General features: G+C 70.0%; 16 protein-coding genes. 10 read left to right on the top strand and 6 right to left on the bottom strand.

Translation table 11 applies throughout. The features are described 5' to 3' along the window. Positions 1–6: 6 nt before the first annotated feature. From AB0L06_RS13035 to AB0L06_RS12990, 10 genes are all read left to right on the top strand, one after another. Positions 7–495 (top strand): DUF6301 family protein, encoded by a 489-nt coding sequence (locus AB0L06_RS13035; RefSeq protein WP_500231159.1) that lies wholly within the window; start codon positions 7–9, stop codon positions 493–495. A 4-nt stretch (positions 496–499) separates the two neighbouring features. Beyond that, positions 500–946, top strand: coding sequence for a TY-Chap domain-containing protein (locus tag AB0L06_RS13030; protein ID WP_500231158.1), 447 nt, complete (start codon positions 500–502; stop codon positions 944–946). A gap of 127 nt (positions 947–1,073) precedes the next feature. After that, positions 1,074–2,315 (top strand): hypothetical protein, encoded by a 1,242-nt coding sequence (locus AB0L06_RS13025; RefSeq protein WP_500231157.1) that lies wholly within the window; start codon positions 1,074–1,076, stop codon positions 2,313–2,315. Between the two features lie 9 nt (positions 2,316–2,324). Next, positions 2,325–3,260 (top strand): hypothetical protein, encoded by a 936-nt coding sequence (locus AB0L06_RS13020; protein ID WP_500231156.1) that lies wholly within the window; start codon positions 2,325–2,327, stop codon positions 3,258–3,260. Positions 3,261–3,426: 166 nt separating this feature from the next. Further along, a complete protein-coding gene (locus AB0L06_RS13015) occupies positions 3,427–3,975 on the top strand; it encodes a hypothetical protein (RefSeq protein WP_500231155.1) in 549 nt (182 codons plus the stop codon). A 78-nt stretch (positions 3,976–4,053) separates the two neighbouring features. Further along, on the top strand, positions 4,054–4,542 hold the full coding sequence (locus AB0L06_RS13010) for a hypothetical protein (protein ID WP_500231154.1): 489 nt from the start codon (positions 4,054–4,056) through the stop codon (positions 4,540–4,542). A gap of 623 nt (positions 4,543–5,165) precedes the next feature. Beyond that, positions 5,166–5,552 carry a YbaB/EbfC family nucleoid-associated protein gene (locus AB0L06_RS13005; protein WP_500231153.1) on the top strand — a complete coding sequence of 129 codons (387 nt, stop codon included), beginning with the start codon at positions 5,166–5,168 and terminating at the stop codon, positions 5,550–5,552. Next, positions 5,549–7,303, top strand: a complete 1,755-nt coding sequence (locus tag AB0L06_RS13000; protein WP_500231152.1) for a hypothetical protein — start codon at positions 5,549–5,551, stop codon at positions 7,301–7,303. Before AB0L06_RS13005 ends, AB0L06_RS13000 begins: the two co-directional genes overlap by 4 nt. A gap of 255 nt (positions 7,304–7,558) precedes the next feature. Then, positions 7,559–8,218, top strand: coding sequence for a hypothetical protein (locus AB0L06_RS12995; protein ID WP_500231151.1), 660 nt, complete (start codon positions 7,559–7,561; stop codon positions 8,216–8,218). A 143-nt stretch (positions 8,219–8,361) separates the two neighbouring features. Then, a complete protein-coding gene (locus tag AB0L06_RS12990) occupies positions 8,362–8,802 on the top strand; it encodes a hypothetical protein (protein ID WP_500231150.1) in 441 nt (146 codons plus the stop codon). 96 nt (positions 8,803–8,898) lie between these two features. On the opposite strand, the gene AB0L06_RS12985 is transcribed toward AB0L06_RS12990, so the two are convergent. The 6 genes from AB0L06_RS12985 to eccB all read right to left on the bottom strand — a co-directional run bounded on the left by AB0L06_RS12985 (position 8,899) and on the right by eccB (position 14,761). Continuing rightward, on the bottom strand, positions 8,899–10,248 hold the full coding sequence (locus AB0L06_RS12985) for a S8 family serine peptidase (protein WP_500231149.1): 1,350 nt from the start codon (positions 10,246–10,248) through the stop codon (positions 8,899–8,901). Between the two features lie 89 nt (positions 10,249–10,337). Continuing rightward, complete coding sequence (locus tag AB0L06_RS12980; RefSeq protein ID WP_500231148.1) at positions 10,338–11,537, bottom strand: WXG100 family type VII secretion target; 1,200 nt, start codon at positions 11,535–11,537, stop codon at positions 10,338–10,340. 24 nt (positions 11,538–11,561) lie between these two features. Continuing rightward, complete coding sequence (locus AB0L06_RS12975; RefSeq protein WP_500231147.1) at positions 11,562–12,146, bottom strand: hypothetical protein; 585 nt, start codon at positions 12,144–12,146, stop codon at positions 11,562–11,564. Between the two features lie 125 nt (positions 12,147–12,271). Further along, on the bottom strand, positions 12,272–12,565 hold the full coding sequence (locus tag AB0L06_RS12970; protein ID WP_500231146.1) for a WXG100 family type VII secretion target: 294 nt from the start codon (positions 12,563–12,565) through the stop codon (positions 12,272–12,274). 55 nt (positions 12,566–12,620) lie between these two features. Then, on the bottom strand, positions 12,621–12,941 hold the full coding sequence (locus tag AB0L06_RS12965; protein WP_500231145.1) for a WXG100 family type VII secretion target: 321 nt from the start codon (positions 12,939–12,941) through the stop codon (positions 12,621–12,623). 371 nt (positions 12,942–13,312) lie between these two features. Continuing rightward, complete coding sequence (gene eccB, locus AB0L06_RS12960; RefSeq protein ID WP_500231144.1) at positions 13,313–14,761, bottom strand: type VII secretion protein EccB; 1,449 nt, start codon at positions 14,759–14,761, stop codon at positions 13,313–13,315. Positions 14,762–14,768 lie beyond the last annotated feature (7 nt).

Genomic DNA, 14,768 nt, shown 5'->3' with positions numbered 1-14,768 from the left:
CACTCCATGACTGAGACGGCCATTCTGCCCGACGAACGCATCGGCGAGTTGGCGGCGGCGTTCCGGGACCTGCACTGGTCCTGGGCCGCGCAGGACGTCCCCGGACTCGTCGCGGCCCTCGGCTGGAGCGTGCACGTCGCGCTTCAGAGCACCGTGTGGCTGAACGTCGGCTTCGGCCCGACCAGCGGCAGCGTCAAGCTCGAGAACGGCACCGACGCCGTCATGGTCAACGCCGCCACCTGCTCGTCGGCGAACCCGGACGCGACGGGCCCCGAGGCGGCCCGCGACCGCGCCCGGCTTCGGGACGAGTTCGCCCGCGTCGTCGGGCTGACGACCGAACGCCTCGGCGAACCCTCCGCGCGCATCCACGGCGAGTCCCCGGAGGTCCGCTGGGAGGGCCCGCGGACCACGGTCGGGGTACGGTCCTCGGAGGTCCGCGTCACCCTGTTCGTCGCCGTGAACGACTATCTCAAGACCTGGGACGAGGAAGTCTGATCTGATGGACTGGCAGACGTTCGCCGCCGAACTGGCCGACGACCTCGCCGTGCTTCCGGCGGGGGCGCTCCTGGTGATCAGTGAGCGGGACGACGGAGGGCGCTTCACGCAGTTCGCCCAGGACGACGACGCGCTCGTCGCCTACGTCAGCGACAACACCTTCCTCGCTCCGGACGATCAGGCCTCCCCGGAGGCCCGGCAGGTCATCGCGTCGGCGGGCTGGAACGACCCCGAGCCCCGGAGCGGCCACGAGGACTGGTGGTTCCGCCTGCCCTGGCCCTCGTCCTCCGCGGCCTACCGGCGGCTCACCGACATGATCGCGACCGCGTTCCGCGACGGCTATGGCATCGCGTCCCCGGACGGCTGGAAGTACCGCGCGTGGAACGAGCGCGAGGGCAACGCCCCCATCACGCTCCAGAGTCTGAGCCTGCCCCGGACGTCCGCCCGCTAGGACGGCCACGCGGCCGAGGGCGGCCGGGCCGTGGGTCAGGGGCTCTGATCGTGACGGAATGCGTGCGGACCGGGGAAGTCGTCGGGAAAGCACTAGGATCGGGCGGATCGTCGAGGAGGGTGAAGCGATGACTCAGGGGCCCGGAGAGCGGCCGCCGGCCGGGTACGGGCCGTGGCCGTACGACCAGGCGCGGTACGACCAGCTCGTGCAGTGGATGGGTACGGCGATGGCGGCGCTCGCCCCCGCCGGATGGCGGCGCGTCGACCTGCGCGTCGCGATGGCGGGCGGGGCCTCACGGGCCGCGCTGGCGGTCGTGATGGCGGACGGCGCGGTCCAGGAGTACCAGGCCCCGCGCGAGTTCGTCGGCGTGGCGGCCGAGCTGCGGTCGATGATGTACCGGCCCGGCGAGGGCACGTGGTTCGGGATGCGATTCATGCTGGAGCCGCCCGGCGCGTACCGGACGTGGTTCGACGCCGATCTCGACCCGGGTCTCGGTGGCGAGGCGTACCGGCGCGACCTGATGGCCTTCCCGCGCAACTGGCTTCCCGTCTGGCTCGGCGGCGCTCCCCGGTCGACCGACCGGGCCCTGACCGCGGACGAGCAGGCGCAACTGCTGGGCGACGTCGCACAGCTGCTCGGCATGTTCCTGCCGTCCGGCTGGACGGAGAGCACCGCCCGCTTCGCGCCGGAGGGCTCGTCCGTCCAGGTGACCGGGCTCGACGGCCGGACCAGCGCGTTCGCCGCGCCCCCGGCGCTGAACGAGATGTTCGCCGTCCTCAGGCAGGGCGCCTCCGAGCCGTGGACGGCGGCCACCTTCCGCCTGACCTTCCCGGACACCCACGAGATCGCCTACGAGCCCGCCGCTCCGCCACAGCAGCCCGTCCAGGCCGTCCCTCAGCCTCCGCAACCGACTCCGGCCGAGCAGACCGCTCCAGCAGAGCAGGCCGCTCCCCAGCCTGAGCAGGCCGCTCCGGCGGAACAGGACGCGCCGGAGGCCGTGGACGGGCAGGACGCCCCGGGCGGGTTGCGGATGTCGGGGGTGTCCCTGCCGACGGACGGCGAGTCGCGTCCGGACGTCCCGGAGGACGAGAAGGAGGCGCTCGTCCAGTATCTGACGCGGGCGCCGATCGTCCTGGCGGCGCGCAGCCTGGACGTGGACGAACTCGACCCCGAGCGCGCCGCGCGCGTGCCGCTGACGTTCCACACCGACGGGACGTGGGTGTGGCCGGGCGCGGTCGGCTACTACCTGCGGGCGCACGGCGTCGCGCCCGACCCGGAGCTGGTCGCGCACGTGCGCGGCAACGGCTTCCAGCTGCCGGAGGTGGACGACGCGGCGCGCGACGCCGCGGTCACGCTGATCCGGACCTGATCCGATCACATGACCGACGAGACCTCCCTCCCCGTCCCCGCGGACGACTCGTCCGCGGGAACGCCGTCTGACAGGGCGGCCGTGGAGTTCCTGCCCGCCGAGCCCGCACCGGCGGAGCCTGTGGCCGCCTCGCCGACGGCGCCTCCCCGACCCCAGTTCCTCCCGCCCGAGGACCCGTTCGTGGCCCCGTCCGCGCCGGACGTCCTCACCCCGGGCCCGCCTCCGCCCGCCACCCCACGGGGCAACCGTCGCCTTCTGATCGCCGGTGCGGCCGGTGTGGCCGCCCTCGCGATCCTCGGCGGCGCCGCCTGGGCGGTCGGCGGCCCGTCCGACGACAAGCCGACGGAAGAGCGCTACACGTCCTTCCCCGCCGCCTGCGCGGTGGTCACGAAGCCCACGCTCGACCAGTTCGTCCCGCGCGCCGAGCCGCCTGTGGGCGACAAATCCGGCTCGAAGCAGCACTCCTGGTGCATGTGGGCCGGGCCCTTGCGCGCCGAGCCGGGCAGCAAGCGGATCCTGTACCGGACGGCCCGGATCGACATCGTCGCCTACGAGAGCATCGTGTCCGCGAAGTCCGCGTACGACGCCTCCTGGCGGACCGCCATCGCGTTCTCCGGCTCCAACTCGACCATCGGGGGCGGAAAGCTGGTCGGGGACGCCTCCGAGCCGATCAACGGGCTCGGCGACCAGGCGTTCTACTACCACCGCACGAGCACCACGGCACTGGGCCGATCCGGTGAGTCCGGGGAGACGATCCGCGTCCGGAACCTGATGCTCACCGTCACCGTCAACGGCTTCAACGCCCCCGCCGACGAGCTGGGCACCCCCGCGACGAAGGGCCAGACCCCGCTCGACAGCGCGACGGGCCGTCCCGGCGCGGACGCCTTGGCCCACGACGCCGTCAACGCGCTCAACGCCTGCACGACCTGCCGCCACCGCATCTGACCGAACCCGGACGCGCCGGGCGTCACCGCCCGGCCGTCTCCCCCATGCGGGGGAGCAGGGAAATGCCCCGTCCGGGGACGGTCCCGAGCCCGGCGGGGGAAGTGCCGCCCCACTGCCTCCCAGCAGCATGGTCCATGAAGAAAGGCCCCTCGACCTGGGAGTTCTCATGGACGCCACCACCCCCCGCTGGATCGAATGGACGGCTCGCGTCGCCAGCCTCGCGGCACTGCCCTCCGGGCTCTGGCGGATCGCGCTCGGGTTCGGCGTCCCGGTCGGGTTCTCCGGCGAACTCGCCGACCTGTACCGTCCGGGCTGGCAACTGGCGTCGTACGTGATCGTGCTGAGCCTGATCGCGGAGGGACTGGCCATGCTGACCATGGGCCTCGTCCGGCCGTGGGGCGAGGTCATGCCGTCCTGGATCCCCTTCCTGGGCGGACGGCGGATCCCGACACTGGCCGCGGCCGTCCCGGCGGCCCTCGGCTCCCTCGCCGTCACCGCGATCACCCTCACCGGAGCCGTGCTCTGGACGGACCCCGGCGCGATGGGCGACCCCGACGCCCCGCACGGCCTCGCCGGGGCCGTCATGACCGCCTGCTACGCGCCACTCCTTCTCTGGGGGCCGCTTCTGGCCATCGTCACCGTCGCCTACTACCTCCGCCGAACCCACACCCCCGAGCCCGTGCCCGCGCCCGCGCCCGCCGAAGCCACCGCCTGACCGGACGCGCATATTTCGACGGCCGCCGCATTTTCCGGCGAGTATGTTGAGCCTCTCTCTTCTCGAGGAGGCTCGACCATGTCCGATGAAACTCCACTCACCGATGACCGCGACCCCGCCGGAATCGTCACCGAAATGGTCGATCACGTGCTGAACCTCGCCTCGACCTGGACGTCCTGGGACGGGCGCCCGTTCCACACCGACGACCGCGTCTACACCCCGCACAAGGCGATCCGCCGGGTCACCGATCACCTTGTCGACCACCTGGCCGAAATCGAGGCACGCCTGGTCGGCCGGACTCCCCTCCCTGACCATTGGCACGCCTCGGCAAGTACGACCCCGGCCGATCTCGCCCTGTTCACCCAGCAGGACCTGGACGAGGCCCGCAGCCGCCTGGAACGCCTGGCCGAGATCTGGTCCGCCCGCCTGAACTCCCTTTCCCCAGAGCTCCTGGACGACTCCCCCGGAACCGGCTGGACGTTCCGGCAGATCGCGTTTCATATGGACGAATCGTCCTACTACGCCGACGCGGTCGGCGACCTGGCCTCCACCCGCTCCAGCAACTGATTCCGGGCCCAAGTAAAAGGCCGAATATTACGGCGACTCGCCTTTCACGTGGCCGAGTCCACGTATTTCATGAACACGCTCGGCGATCTGGGCGTCACCCATCTCAACCCCTGAACGACCACCACGTTCCGAGACCATCACGCCGTTCGTCCTCGCAGAAACCTGCCGACCGGTCCGGCCAGTCCAGTAATGGTCAATTTTGAACACCTGACGCGGTCAGCGTCCCGCTATGGTCGGAAAATTCGACCCTTGGATTCGGGATAGTCCGCCGACAGAGCCGTCCTGAGGGCGGGGCACGACGCCGACGCGTTCGTTCCCCGCCCCGTCGCGTCCGCCGGGCAAATGCCTGGAACGCCATGTCCGGCGAACACGTCGGAGCCCTGGAGGTGAGACCGACGGACAGGACGAGCTTCAAGACCGAGCCCCCGCTCAAGGCCGAGTCGCCACACAAGGTCGCGCGCCCCAGGGACGTCGTGGTCATCCTCCGCCGTTCGGGCGTCGCACCCGCCCCTGGCGCCCTACCGCGCCCCCTTGCCCAGGACCAGGCCGAGGGCGGCGCCCTCACCGTCGCCACGGCCGTCCTGGCCCGAGTCGAGTTACCCCCGCACTCACGAAGGAGCCCCGTGACGAGCGAGCCGACCTCCATGGAGAAGGCGCTGGAACGCCTTATCGAAGACGCCGAACGCAACATGGAGAAGTACGAGGAGATTCGCGGTCGGATCCCCGCGCTGCGCGCCACCGCCCAGTCCGCCGACGATTCGGTGACCGTGACGGTCGCGCCGGGTGGAGTGGTCACCGACATCCGGCTCACCGAGGCCGCGCTACGGCACGGCACGCAAGGCCTGCGCGGATTGCTCATGTCGTGCGTCGCGACGGCGAGCGCGGACGTGTCCCGGCAGATGGCGGAACTCGTCCAGGACGTCACCCCGCCGGGCCTGGACATCGCGTCCATGATGCGGTCCCAGTCGCCCGCCTCCGTGGACGACCCGACGAACGGAGAGCGGCGATGAGCGACGAGTTCCTGGTCAAGGTGCACAAGCTGGAGCAGGCCGCCGAAGACCTCGACATGTTCAGCAACGACGCCAAGTACATCCAGTCCGAGGCCCGGGACATCACCATCTCCGGCAACGAGTGGGGCATGGTCGGACTGGGCTTCAAGAGCTTCTACGACGACTACGCCAGGCAGGTCGACGGGCACCTCACCACGCTCAACCAGACGCTCTCGTCCATCGAGGCCGCCATCGAGGCCACCGCCCTCACCTACGCGGTCACCGACGCGGCGCTGGTGGCCAAGATCAAGGCGCTGGAGAGCGACTTTCCCACGATCTCCCAGGGGAAGCCCGGGGCCAGCGCCGGGGGCGGGGGCGGGGACGAGCCGGACGGCGCCGTGAAGGCGTTCCAGGACAACACCCCGTTCGTCAGCCAGACCTTCAAGATCATCGAGCACACGAGCGGCGATGACTGGGGCCTGCTCGGCTCGGACGTCGGCGATGCGGCCCTCACCACGGTCAGCACGTTCTTCGACCCGCTCGGCGCCCTGGTCGGCGCGGGCGTCGGGTTCCTGGTCGACTACATCGAGCCGCTCCACAAGATGCTCACCATGGCCACCGGGGACGACGGCGCCATCAGCGACCACCGGAAGGCGTGGAAGCAGGTCGCCGACAACCTCCGCGGGCTCTCCCACGAAATGGCCGCGCGGCTGTCGCTGGACCTCGACGACTGGAGGGGGCAGGCCAGCGACCAGGCCCACAAGCGGATCGGGGACTTCCTCCAGGGGGTCAACGACATCGGCGGCGAGATCGGCGGCATCACCGGGATCCTCGCGGTCAGCGCGTCCGTCATGGACACCGCGATGTCCGCGCTCAAGGATCTGATCTCGCAGCTCGTCGAGTGGCTGATCGTCACCTGGCTCGCCGCGCAGGCCGCCGCGCCCTTCTCCTTCGGCGCGAGCGAGGGGGCCGCCGCGGCCGCGACCAGCGCCGAGGTGTCTACCGCGGTGTCCCGCGGCGGCCGCATCATCCAGCGACTCCTCGCCGAGTTCCGGCGCCTCTCGGAGGCCATCGGCCGGATCCTCACCCGGCTGTCCCACATCAAGGGCCTGTCCAAGCTCTCCGACGCCAAGTTCGGCAAGGACCTGCTGAAGGACGGCAAAGATGCCGCGGAGGCGGCACGCGACGGGAAGCGCCTGCCGTTCGGCTACGACCCCGTGGACGCCGAGAGGGCTGCCGCCGACAAGATCGGGGGCGGCCTCTTCCAGGGCATCCAGGACAACGACAGCAAGGTGCCGGACGGCAAGATGCTCGAGCACATGCTGAACCTCGACCCCAACGCCCAGGACGACCCCGCCAAGCGAGCACTGGACGCGATCAACCACGCCATGGGTTTCGAGCCCGACAAGAACTGGCTCGACTTCGTGAAAGACGCCCAACAACAAGACCAGCAACAACCCCACGAGCCGAGCTGGGTCGACAAACTGCTACACCCCGAACCGCAACCCGAGCCGACCGAAGCCGATCGAAAAGCACAAGACGCGATCAACCACGCCCTGGGCTTCGAACCCGACAAGAACTGGCTCGACTTCGTGAAAGACGCCCAACAACAAGACCAGCAACCCCACGAACCGAGCTGGGTCGACAAACTAATACACCCCGAACCCCAGCCCGAGCCGACCGAGGCCGACCGACGAGCACAAGACGCGATCAACCACGTCTTCGGCATCGAACCAGACGACAAGCCCGGCCGCATACGCCGTGATCTCTAGGACAACGGCACCGGCCTGCTGCCAGATCGCATGAAGCGCACATTGGGCAGGGGATGACCGCCGACGACGAACACGTCGGCCCGAGGCCGAGTGGCGTCTATCCTTCCAGTCGCCATGAACCGACCGACGTTTCCTTCCCCGGGCGGAGCCCCGGGCGACGAGCCCGGGGCTCCGCCCGCCTCTTCGGCTCCCCCGGCGCCGGCTGGACATCCCACGCCTCTGGGGAGAAGGAGGCGGTGGATCATCGGCGCGGCCTTGGCGCTGCTCGTCGCGGTGGGCGGCGCCACCTGGGCGGCCGGGGGCTCGGACGGTACGAAGGAGCGGGCGGCCTTCGCCGCGGCCCCGGCCATGTGCGAGGCGGTGTCCCGGGCGACACTCGACCGGCTCGTCCCCGACGCGAAGGTTCCGCCCGCGTCGGGGACGTATCCGGGCCGGCGCTACACCTACTGCGGCTGGAGCTCCTCGACGGACGCACGGCCCGGCGCGAAGCGCGGCGACGAGCGCGGCGTCATGGTCGCCGTCCGGCTGAGCGCGAACGACACCGCGGCCAGGCGCGACTTCGAGACGGCCTGGCGGGGCGCCCTCCAGACCAGCGGCGCCACGTCCCCCGGGACCCTGCACAGCGACGCCGCCATCCGTGTCGACGGCATCGGCGACCAGGCGTTCTTCACTCACCGCACGGCCACCAGCGGCCTCGGCACCCTCGGAACCGCCGAGGAGACCGTCCGCGTCCGCAACGCCGTCGTGATCGTCTCCTACCGCGGCCTCGACGCGACCGCCGACCGCTCCGGCGGGACGAACCGGGGAGCCTCAACGCCCCTGACCGCCACCGCCGGCCGCCCCTCCACCGACGCCCTCGCCCGCGAGGTCGTCACCGCCCTCACCTCCTGCGCTCCCTGCCGAACTCCTTCCTGACCCTCTCCTCGAAACGAGGCGGCCGATGACGGCGGCGGCACCCTCCAACGGCGGACGGGACATCCCGTTCCGGTCAGGGTCTCGGTGAGCATGCCCCCCGCGACGAAGCCCATGTCATGCCGTCCGACGGTCCTGGGAGGGCCATGCGTACGAAACGTCTGAGTTCGGTGGGGTGCGTCGTGACCCTGGTGCTCGGTGGGCTGCTCTACGCGGTGATCACCCGGGCCGTCCTGCCCACCTGGTGGTACGCCACCGGAACCGCCACGCACGCGACCGTCGACGGATGCCGCCACGAGTCGCACCGGAACCTTCTTCGCCTGACATGCACCGGCCACTGGACGTCACCAGGCGGCGAACCACGACAGGGCCGCGTGTTCGGAGCCGGCTCCGACAGCCGGGGAAAGGTCCTGGCCGTCCACGCTTCTGGAGACCACGCGGTCGCCCTCAACACCGAGTTCCTCATGGGCGATCCTCTGGACTTGGCCATCCTGATCGGCATCGGTGGCTTTCTCGGATACCGCGTCCTGACCCGGCGCCAGGCACGAAGGAAGACTCGCCCGACACCCCACCAGGACACCGCCTGACGCCGGACGACCCGTCGAGGAGAAACGAAAGCGGGATGGCTCAGTCCGTGAACACGAACTGAGCCATCCCGCTGACGAGTACTGCGGCCTCGGCGCCTACTGGCGCGGCTCCTGACCGCCCGCCGGGGGCTGGAACTGCGGCGCGCCGTTACCAGGCTGACCGCCAGGCTGCCCGAAACCGGACGGCTGCTGCGGATTCGCGTACGGCGACTGCTGCGGCCCGGCGTGCCCACCCGGCTGCTGCCCGAACGACGGCGGCCCCATCGGCGCGGGCGGCGGCGCGCCGACACCGCTCTTGCCCTTGCCACGCCGCATCAGGACGACACCACCGACCACCAGGACGACGATGACGACCACACCGATGCCCAGGTAGAGCATCGTGTTGCTGGAACTCTTCTTCTCGGCCGGAGCGGACGAGGTGTCCCCGCCGCCGGAGCTCTTGGGCTTCGCCCCACCGGCCTTGTCGAGGCGCTCGTACACCGGGTTCGGCGCGCTCGCGGGCACCTTGACGCGAAGGGCGCGCGGGATGCTGATGACACCGTGGCCAAGCTGGTCGGGCGACCCGAAGTCCTTGGTGGTGTTGGTCAGGATCTGGACGATCCTGCGCGCGGACTCCTGCGGGTACTTCGCCCGGAGCAGTGCGACGGCGCCCGAGGTGAGAGCACTCGCCTGACTGGTCCCCTCGCCCGTGGTGTAGACGTGACCGGTCTTACCGATGCCACCGACGTCGGCGCCCGGCGCGCCGAGGGTCACGTACGGCTGCCGCTGAGAGGAGACCCATGCCTTGCCGTTCTTGCCGAGCGCGCCGACCGAGACCACCCCGGGACACGAACCCGGAATGGACGGCAGGTTGGCGGAGTCTCCTTCGTTGCCCGCCGCCGCGACGATGACGACGTCCTTCTGGGCCGCGTACTGCACCGCCCCCAGGAGGGGGTCCGGGCACGGGTCCTGCTTGAACTGGGGGTTGCCCTCACCCTGCGAGATGTTGACCACCTTGGCCCCGTGGTCCACGGCGAACCGGATGGCCTTGGCCTCGCTGTCCGGGCTCACCGCCCGGACCACGATCGGAAGGATCTTGGCTTCGGGAGCGATGCCGACGAAACCCGAGCTGGTCCCGCGCGACGCGATCAGGCTCGCCATCGCGGTGCCGTGCCCCTCCGCGGTGTCGACATCGGTCCTGCCGTCGGTGCCGCCTTCCGAGAAGTCCGCGCCAGGCACCGTCGCGTCCCTCATGTCCGGCAGCTTCGCGTTGACGCCACTGTCGATGACCGCGACCGTGACGCCCGCCCCCTTCGTCTGCGGCCAGACCAGCTGCTGGATGCTCCACCCCTTGAACCACCACTGGCTCGGGCCGGGGCCGGGAGCGGCGTTGGCGGAGGCGGTCGGGATCACGGCCAGGCCGACCGCGGCCGTGGCCGCCGCAGCCGATCGAATCAGCCGTCGCATGAGTTGATCTCCCTTTGTCCAGACAGCGAAGAGGGTGGGCAGGGGCCGTGGCCCCCGTCCACCCGGGTCGTGCGATGTTCTCGCAGTGGTCAGCCGATCACCGGAGGCGCGGTGTCGTCGTCCGCGCCCCACACATCCTCGTCCTCGGTGAGCCAGGTGGAGCGCTCGCGCTCCTTCTCGCCCTCACCCTGGCCGCCGTGCTGGCCGCCGCCCATGGGCATGCCGCCCATGCCGTTGCGACCGGCCGCGCCCGCCCCCGAGCCGAGGCCACCGGCCGCCCCGCCCGGGACACCGGCGATGCCGCCGCCGCCCATGCCACCGCCGCCGCCGCCGAAACCGCCACCGTCGGAGCCGAGACCACCGCCGCCGCCGAAACCGCCACCGGGACCGCCACCAAGGCCGCCGCCACCGCCTCCGCCGCCGCCCGGTCCGCTGGACGGGTTGAACGACGAAAGGTCGGTCTTGTGGTTCGGGTTGAACGGGTTGTTGTGGTTCTGGTTCCAGGGGTAGTTGTTGTGGTTCTTGCTCGGGTCCTGGAACGGGTTGTTGCTGTCGGGCTTGTGGTTGAACGGGTTGTTGTGGTCCTGCGTCGGGAAGTTGCTGCTCGGGTGGAAGCTCTTGCTCGGGTCCGAGCTCGGGAAGTTGCTGTGCGGACCGCCGCCCAGACCGCCCGGCCCTCCGCCGGGACCGCCACCAGGGTGGAAGCCGCCGGGGCCACCACCGGGGCCGCCGCCCGGGCCACCACCGGGACCGCCGCCGGGACCGTCGCCCAGCGAGCCCATGTCCCCCGGAAGATCCTTGTCGATCTTGATGGGGTGGTGGTTGAACGCCTCACCCATCCGGCTGCTGAAATGGTCCATCGTCTCGCGGGCACGCTTGTCGTCCCCGTCCGTGTGGATCCAGCCGTCCGACATGTCGTGGCCGACGTTCTTGTACCAGCCGAGCATCGAGGGGGAGCCGTACCAGTTGTACAGCTCGGCGTTGGTGTGGCTGCTGTCCGACAGGTTCACCGCGGTCGAGTGGATCTGGCCCATCTGGTCCAGCGCCTTCTGGGAGGAGTCGCCCTCCCAGTGCTCGATGATGCGCGGCCTGAAGTTGTTGGACAGCTCCTTGGTCATCTCCGCCAGGGCGTCGGCCGCGTCCTTGTACTTGTTCGCGGCGGCCATGACCGGGTCAGGGTTGACCTTCTTCAGCTGGCCCTTGATCGCGTCGAAATCCATGTCCGAGAAGTCCTGTTTACCCCAGGCCATCCCGTCACGGATCGGAAGCGAGTCCTTGTTGTCTCCCATGGGTGAGCGTCTCCCGGTCTCAGATCACGTCAGGTTCGGGGTGCCGCTGTTGTCGACCTTGGCCACCTGCTGCTTGGTGGTGTCGTGCGCCTGTTCGTAGGCGTCCGCGGCCGCGTTCAGCTTGGTGATGACACCGTTGTAGGAGTTCACGATGTCCTGGAGGTAGAGCCCGAAATTTCTCTTCGACCGTTCGGTCAGCTTGATGAAGTCGTCCGACCCCTTGACGCCGCCCAGGTGCTCAGCGGAGATCGCGACCCCGTTGACGCCGCTCAGCCTGTCCTGCCACAGGGCCAGCTTGTACTTCATGTCCTTGGCGATCTGACGCAGCTCTGCCGGGTCGACCTTGTAGCCGGGGTTGGCGTCGGCCTTCCAGGCGCGGTCCGGCTCATCCCTGGGAAGTTTGTGGTCGTCGTCGCCGGGCGCCCCGGCATGCTTGCCCGGGCCGTACTTGTAGTAGTACTGGCGCTGCTCGTACTCCGGCAGGTTGTTGAACTCCTGCCGCGTCAGCCCGTGCTGTTCCTTGACCTGCGAGTACTCGCCGTAGCCGACAGTGTAAACGTGGTCGATCTGGGCGAGCTGACCGTCGGTCAGCTGGTATTTGGTGCTCATGCTGGTTCTCCTGGCTACGGAGGGTCACGGCCCGGGAACCGGCCGCGTCAGCTCGTCCCGACCCAACCGTTCACAGCTGAGCACGGCCCGAGCGACGCAGCCGGAAAGAACACGAGGCTGCGTCACTAACCCCAGATGCCCGCGTTCTTACGCTCGGCGGCGCTGTAGTTCGAGTGCGCCTCGCCGATGACGACGCCGAGCTGGTTGAGGACGGTGCCGATGTGCTGGGCGGCCGCGTCCCACTGGCGCTTGGCGTCCCAGTACGCCGAGACGGCGTCGCCCTCCCACTGCTGGAGGTGCTTCTCGAGCTCCTTCTCCAGGTCCTGGAGCTCGTCGACCAGGGCGCGGTAGGTGAGGCTGAAGTCGGCCTGCGCCTGCTGCATCGTGCCGAAATTGGCCTTGGTGTAGCTGTCGCTCACGATGGAATTCCTTCGAGTGGTCTGAGACCGGTCTGGACTGAGGGATCCGGGGGGATCAGGTGCCGCCGTTGAGCAGCGCGTTGATCTTGTTGACCGCGTCGTTCTGCTCCTGCTCGGTGCTCTCGTACTGGATCTTGGTGTGCGAGAGCTTCTCGTGCATGCCGTCGAGCGCGGCCCGGACCTTGTTCATGTCGGTCTGGAAGTCGTTGAAGACCTTGTCGAAGGAGACCGAGGCGTTGCCCGCCCAGCCGCCCATGAGGTTGCTCTTGTGCCCCTCGAGCTGGCTCTGCAGGCCCTTGATCAGGTTGGCGGAGTCCTCGATACGAGTCGCCGCCTGGGCCATTGCTGCTCTGTCGACTGCGGACTGGCCGGCCACAGTGTCACCTCCAGGTTGGGGAGCTTGTCCTGACACCGCGTCACAGGCTCATGCTGGCCGCACCGTACTGGGCGTCCCCCGCACCACCCCGTCATCGGACGGAGCAGTACGCCCTGTGACCCGAAATGTCAGAGATCATATGGGTTTTACCGTCAGGGTGTCGACGCATTCGACGATCAGCTGGATCCATCCCGACTCACGTGATTCACGTCACATTAACCTCCCGCTCGCCAAAACAACCCCAAAACCAAAGATCAGGGCCCTGCCGGACGAAGTGAAGACGTGCGGCGGGAGTGGCCGTATGCGGACGGCCGCCGCCTCAGAGGAACCTGAGGCGGCGGCCGTCGTTGAGGAACTCTTCAGCTACCGGGTCAACCGCCCGCCGTCGGGATGGGGTTGCGGGCCTTGGCCGGGTCCAGGGCCGGGCCGGACGGAATCAGGTGGATCACCGAGGACGGCACCGGGGCGGCCTTGCCCGCGTCGTAGCCGAGCTTCTTCGCCACGTCCGCCGACGGCAGCGCGAACCGGATGCCCTGGTCGTTCACCAGCGACAGCGAGCCCGAGCCGGACGCCTGCCCGCCACCCGAGTCACCGCCGCCGGGCACCAGGCTCATCAGCGCCGCCCCGCCCGGCGGCAGGACGACCTGGTCCACGGAGTTCGCCGAGCCGGCCGAACCCGCGCCCAGCGTCGCCGCGGACGGCGGCGGGAGCGACCCGCCCATCGTCAGCTGCGCGACGGACGACCCCGTCGGGAACACCGCGCACAGCGGCGCGGAGGTGTCCCAGTTGGCGAACTTCGGCAGCGTCGGCGGCAGGTTGTTGTCCATCAGCTTCTCCGAGCCGAGGACCTGCTGCGCGGACGCGGCGTCCACCGCGATCGGCGCGACGCTCTGGCCCGCGTAGGCCCGCACCGTCTCCGGGGAGCGCAGCAGCAGCTGGGCCTGCGTCTCGCTGATCTGCGCGAGGCCGTCGTTCATCAGGACGTACCAGAGCGGACGGTCGCCGCCGGTGTCGGCCTTGAAGACCTGGCCGACCCGCGCGGCGCGTCCGCCGGGGCCCCGGTTCGACCCCGAACCGCGGTTCGGGACGTCGGGCGCGCCGAAGTTGCCCGCGGAGGGCATCGCGTTCAGCCACGCGGGCGGCACCTCGACCGCGTCCGGACCACCGGTGATGGCCGTGACCTGCCCAGGCGGGACGGTCAGCTGCATCCGGTGGTCCTTCCAGATCACCCACGCCTGTCCGCTGGACTTCACCACGGCCGCCTCGGTGTCGGCGAGCCGCCGGCCGCCGACGTCCTTCCCGGCGGCGAGCGCGGTGAACTGGCGGCGGACGCCGTTGCTGCCCGCGGCCTCGCGGACGCACACCGACCACGGACCGCGGATGAGCTGCTTGGTGTCGGGCAGCGAGTCGGGCGCGCCGGGAATCCCGATCATCGGGCCGCGCGCGAAGTGCGCCAGCGACTTGCGGGAGACCGTGCGCCGGTCGACCTTGTCCTGGTTGAGCGCGAGCATCGCCGAGGCGAAGTTCGCGACCGGGAACATCTGGCGCGTGTTCGCGTCGTAGATGTACTTGGTCCCGGTCTCCTTCTCGATGATCAGCTTGCCGGGCTGGTCGAGGCCCTTCGCGCCGCCGGGGGCGAGGATGCCCCAGATACCGAAGACGGCGGCGACCAGCAGCGCGACCATGACGCCGGCGAACGCGCCGACCGCGTGCCGGCGCATCGGGGACTCGGCGATGTCGGGCTCGCCCTGCAGCAGCGCGAGCCCGACCCGCTGGGTCATCAGCCGGTGGGCCTGGTAGAGGTCGCGGCGGTTCTGCATCGCCGCG

It is taken from the genome of Spirillospora sp. NPDC052269, from assembly GCF_040679435.1.
Lineage (GTDB): Bacteria > Actinomycetota > Actinomycetes > Streptosporangiales > Streptosporangiaceae > Spirillospora.
Note: the sequence above shows the minus strand (reverse complement) of the source record. Positions and strands in the feature narration are given on the sequence as shown.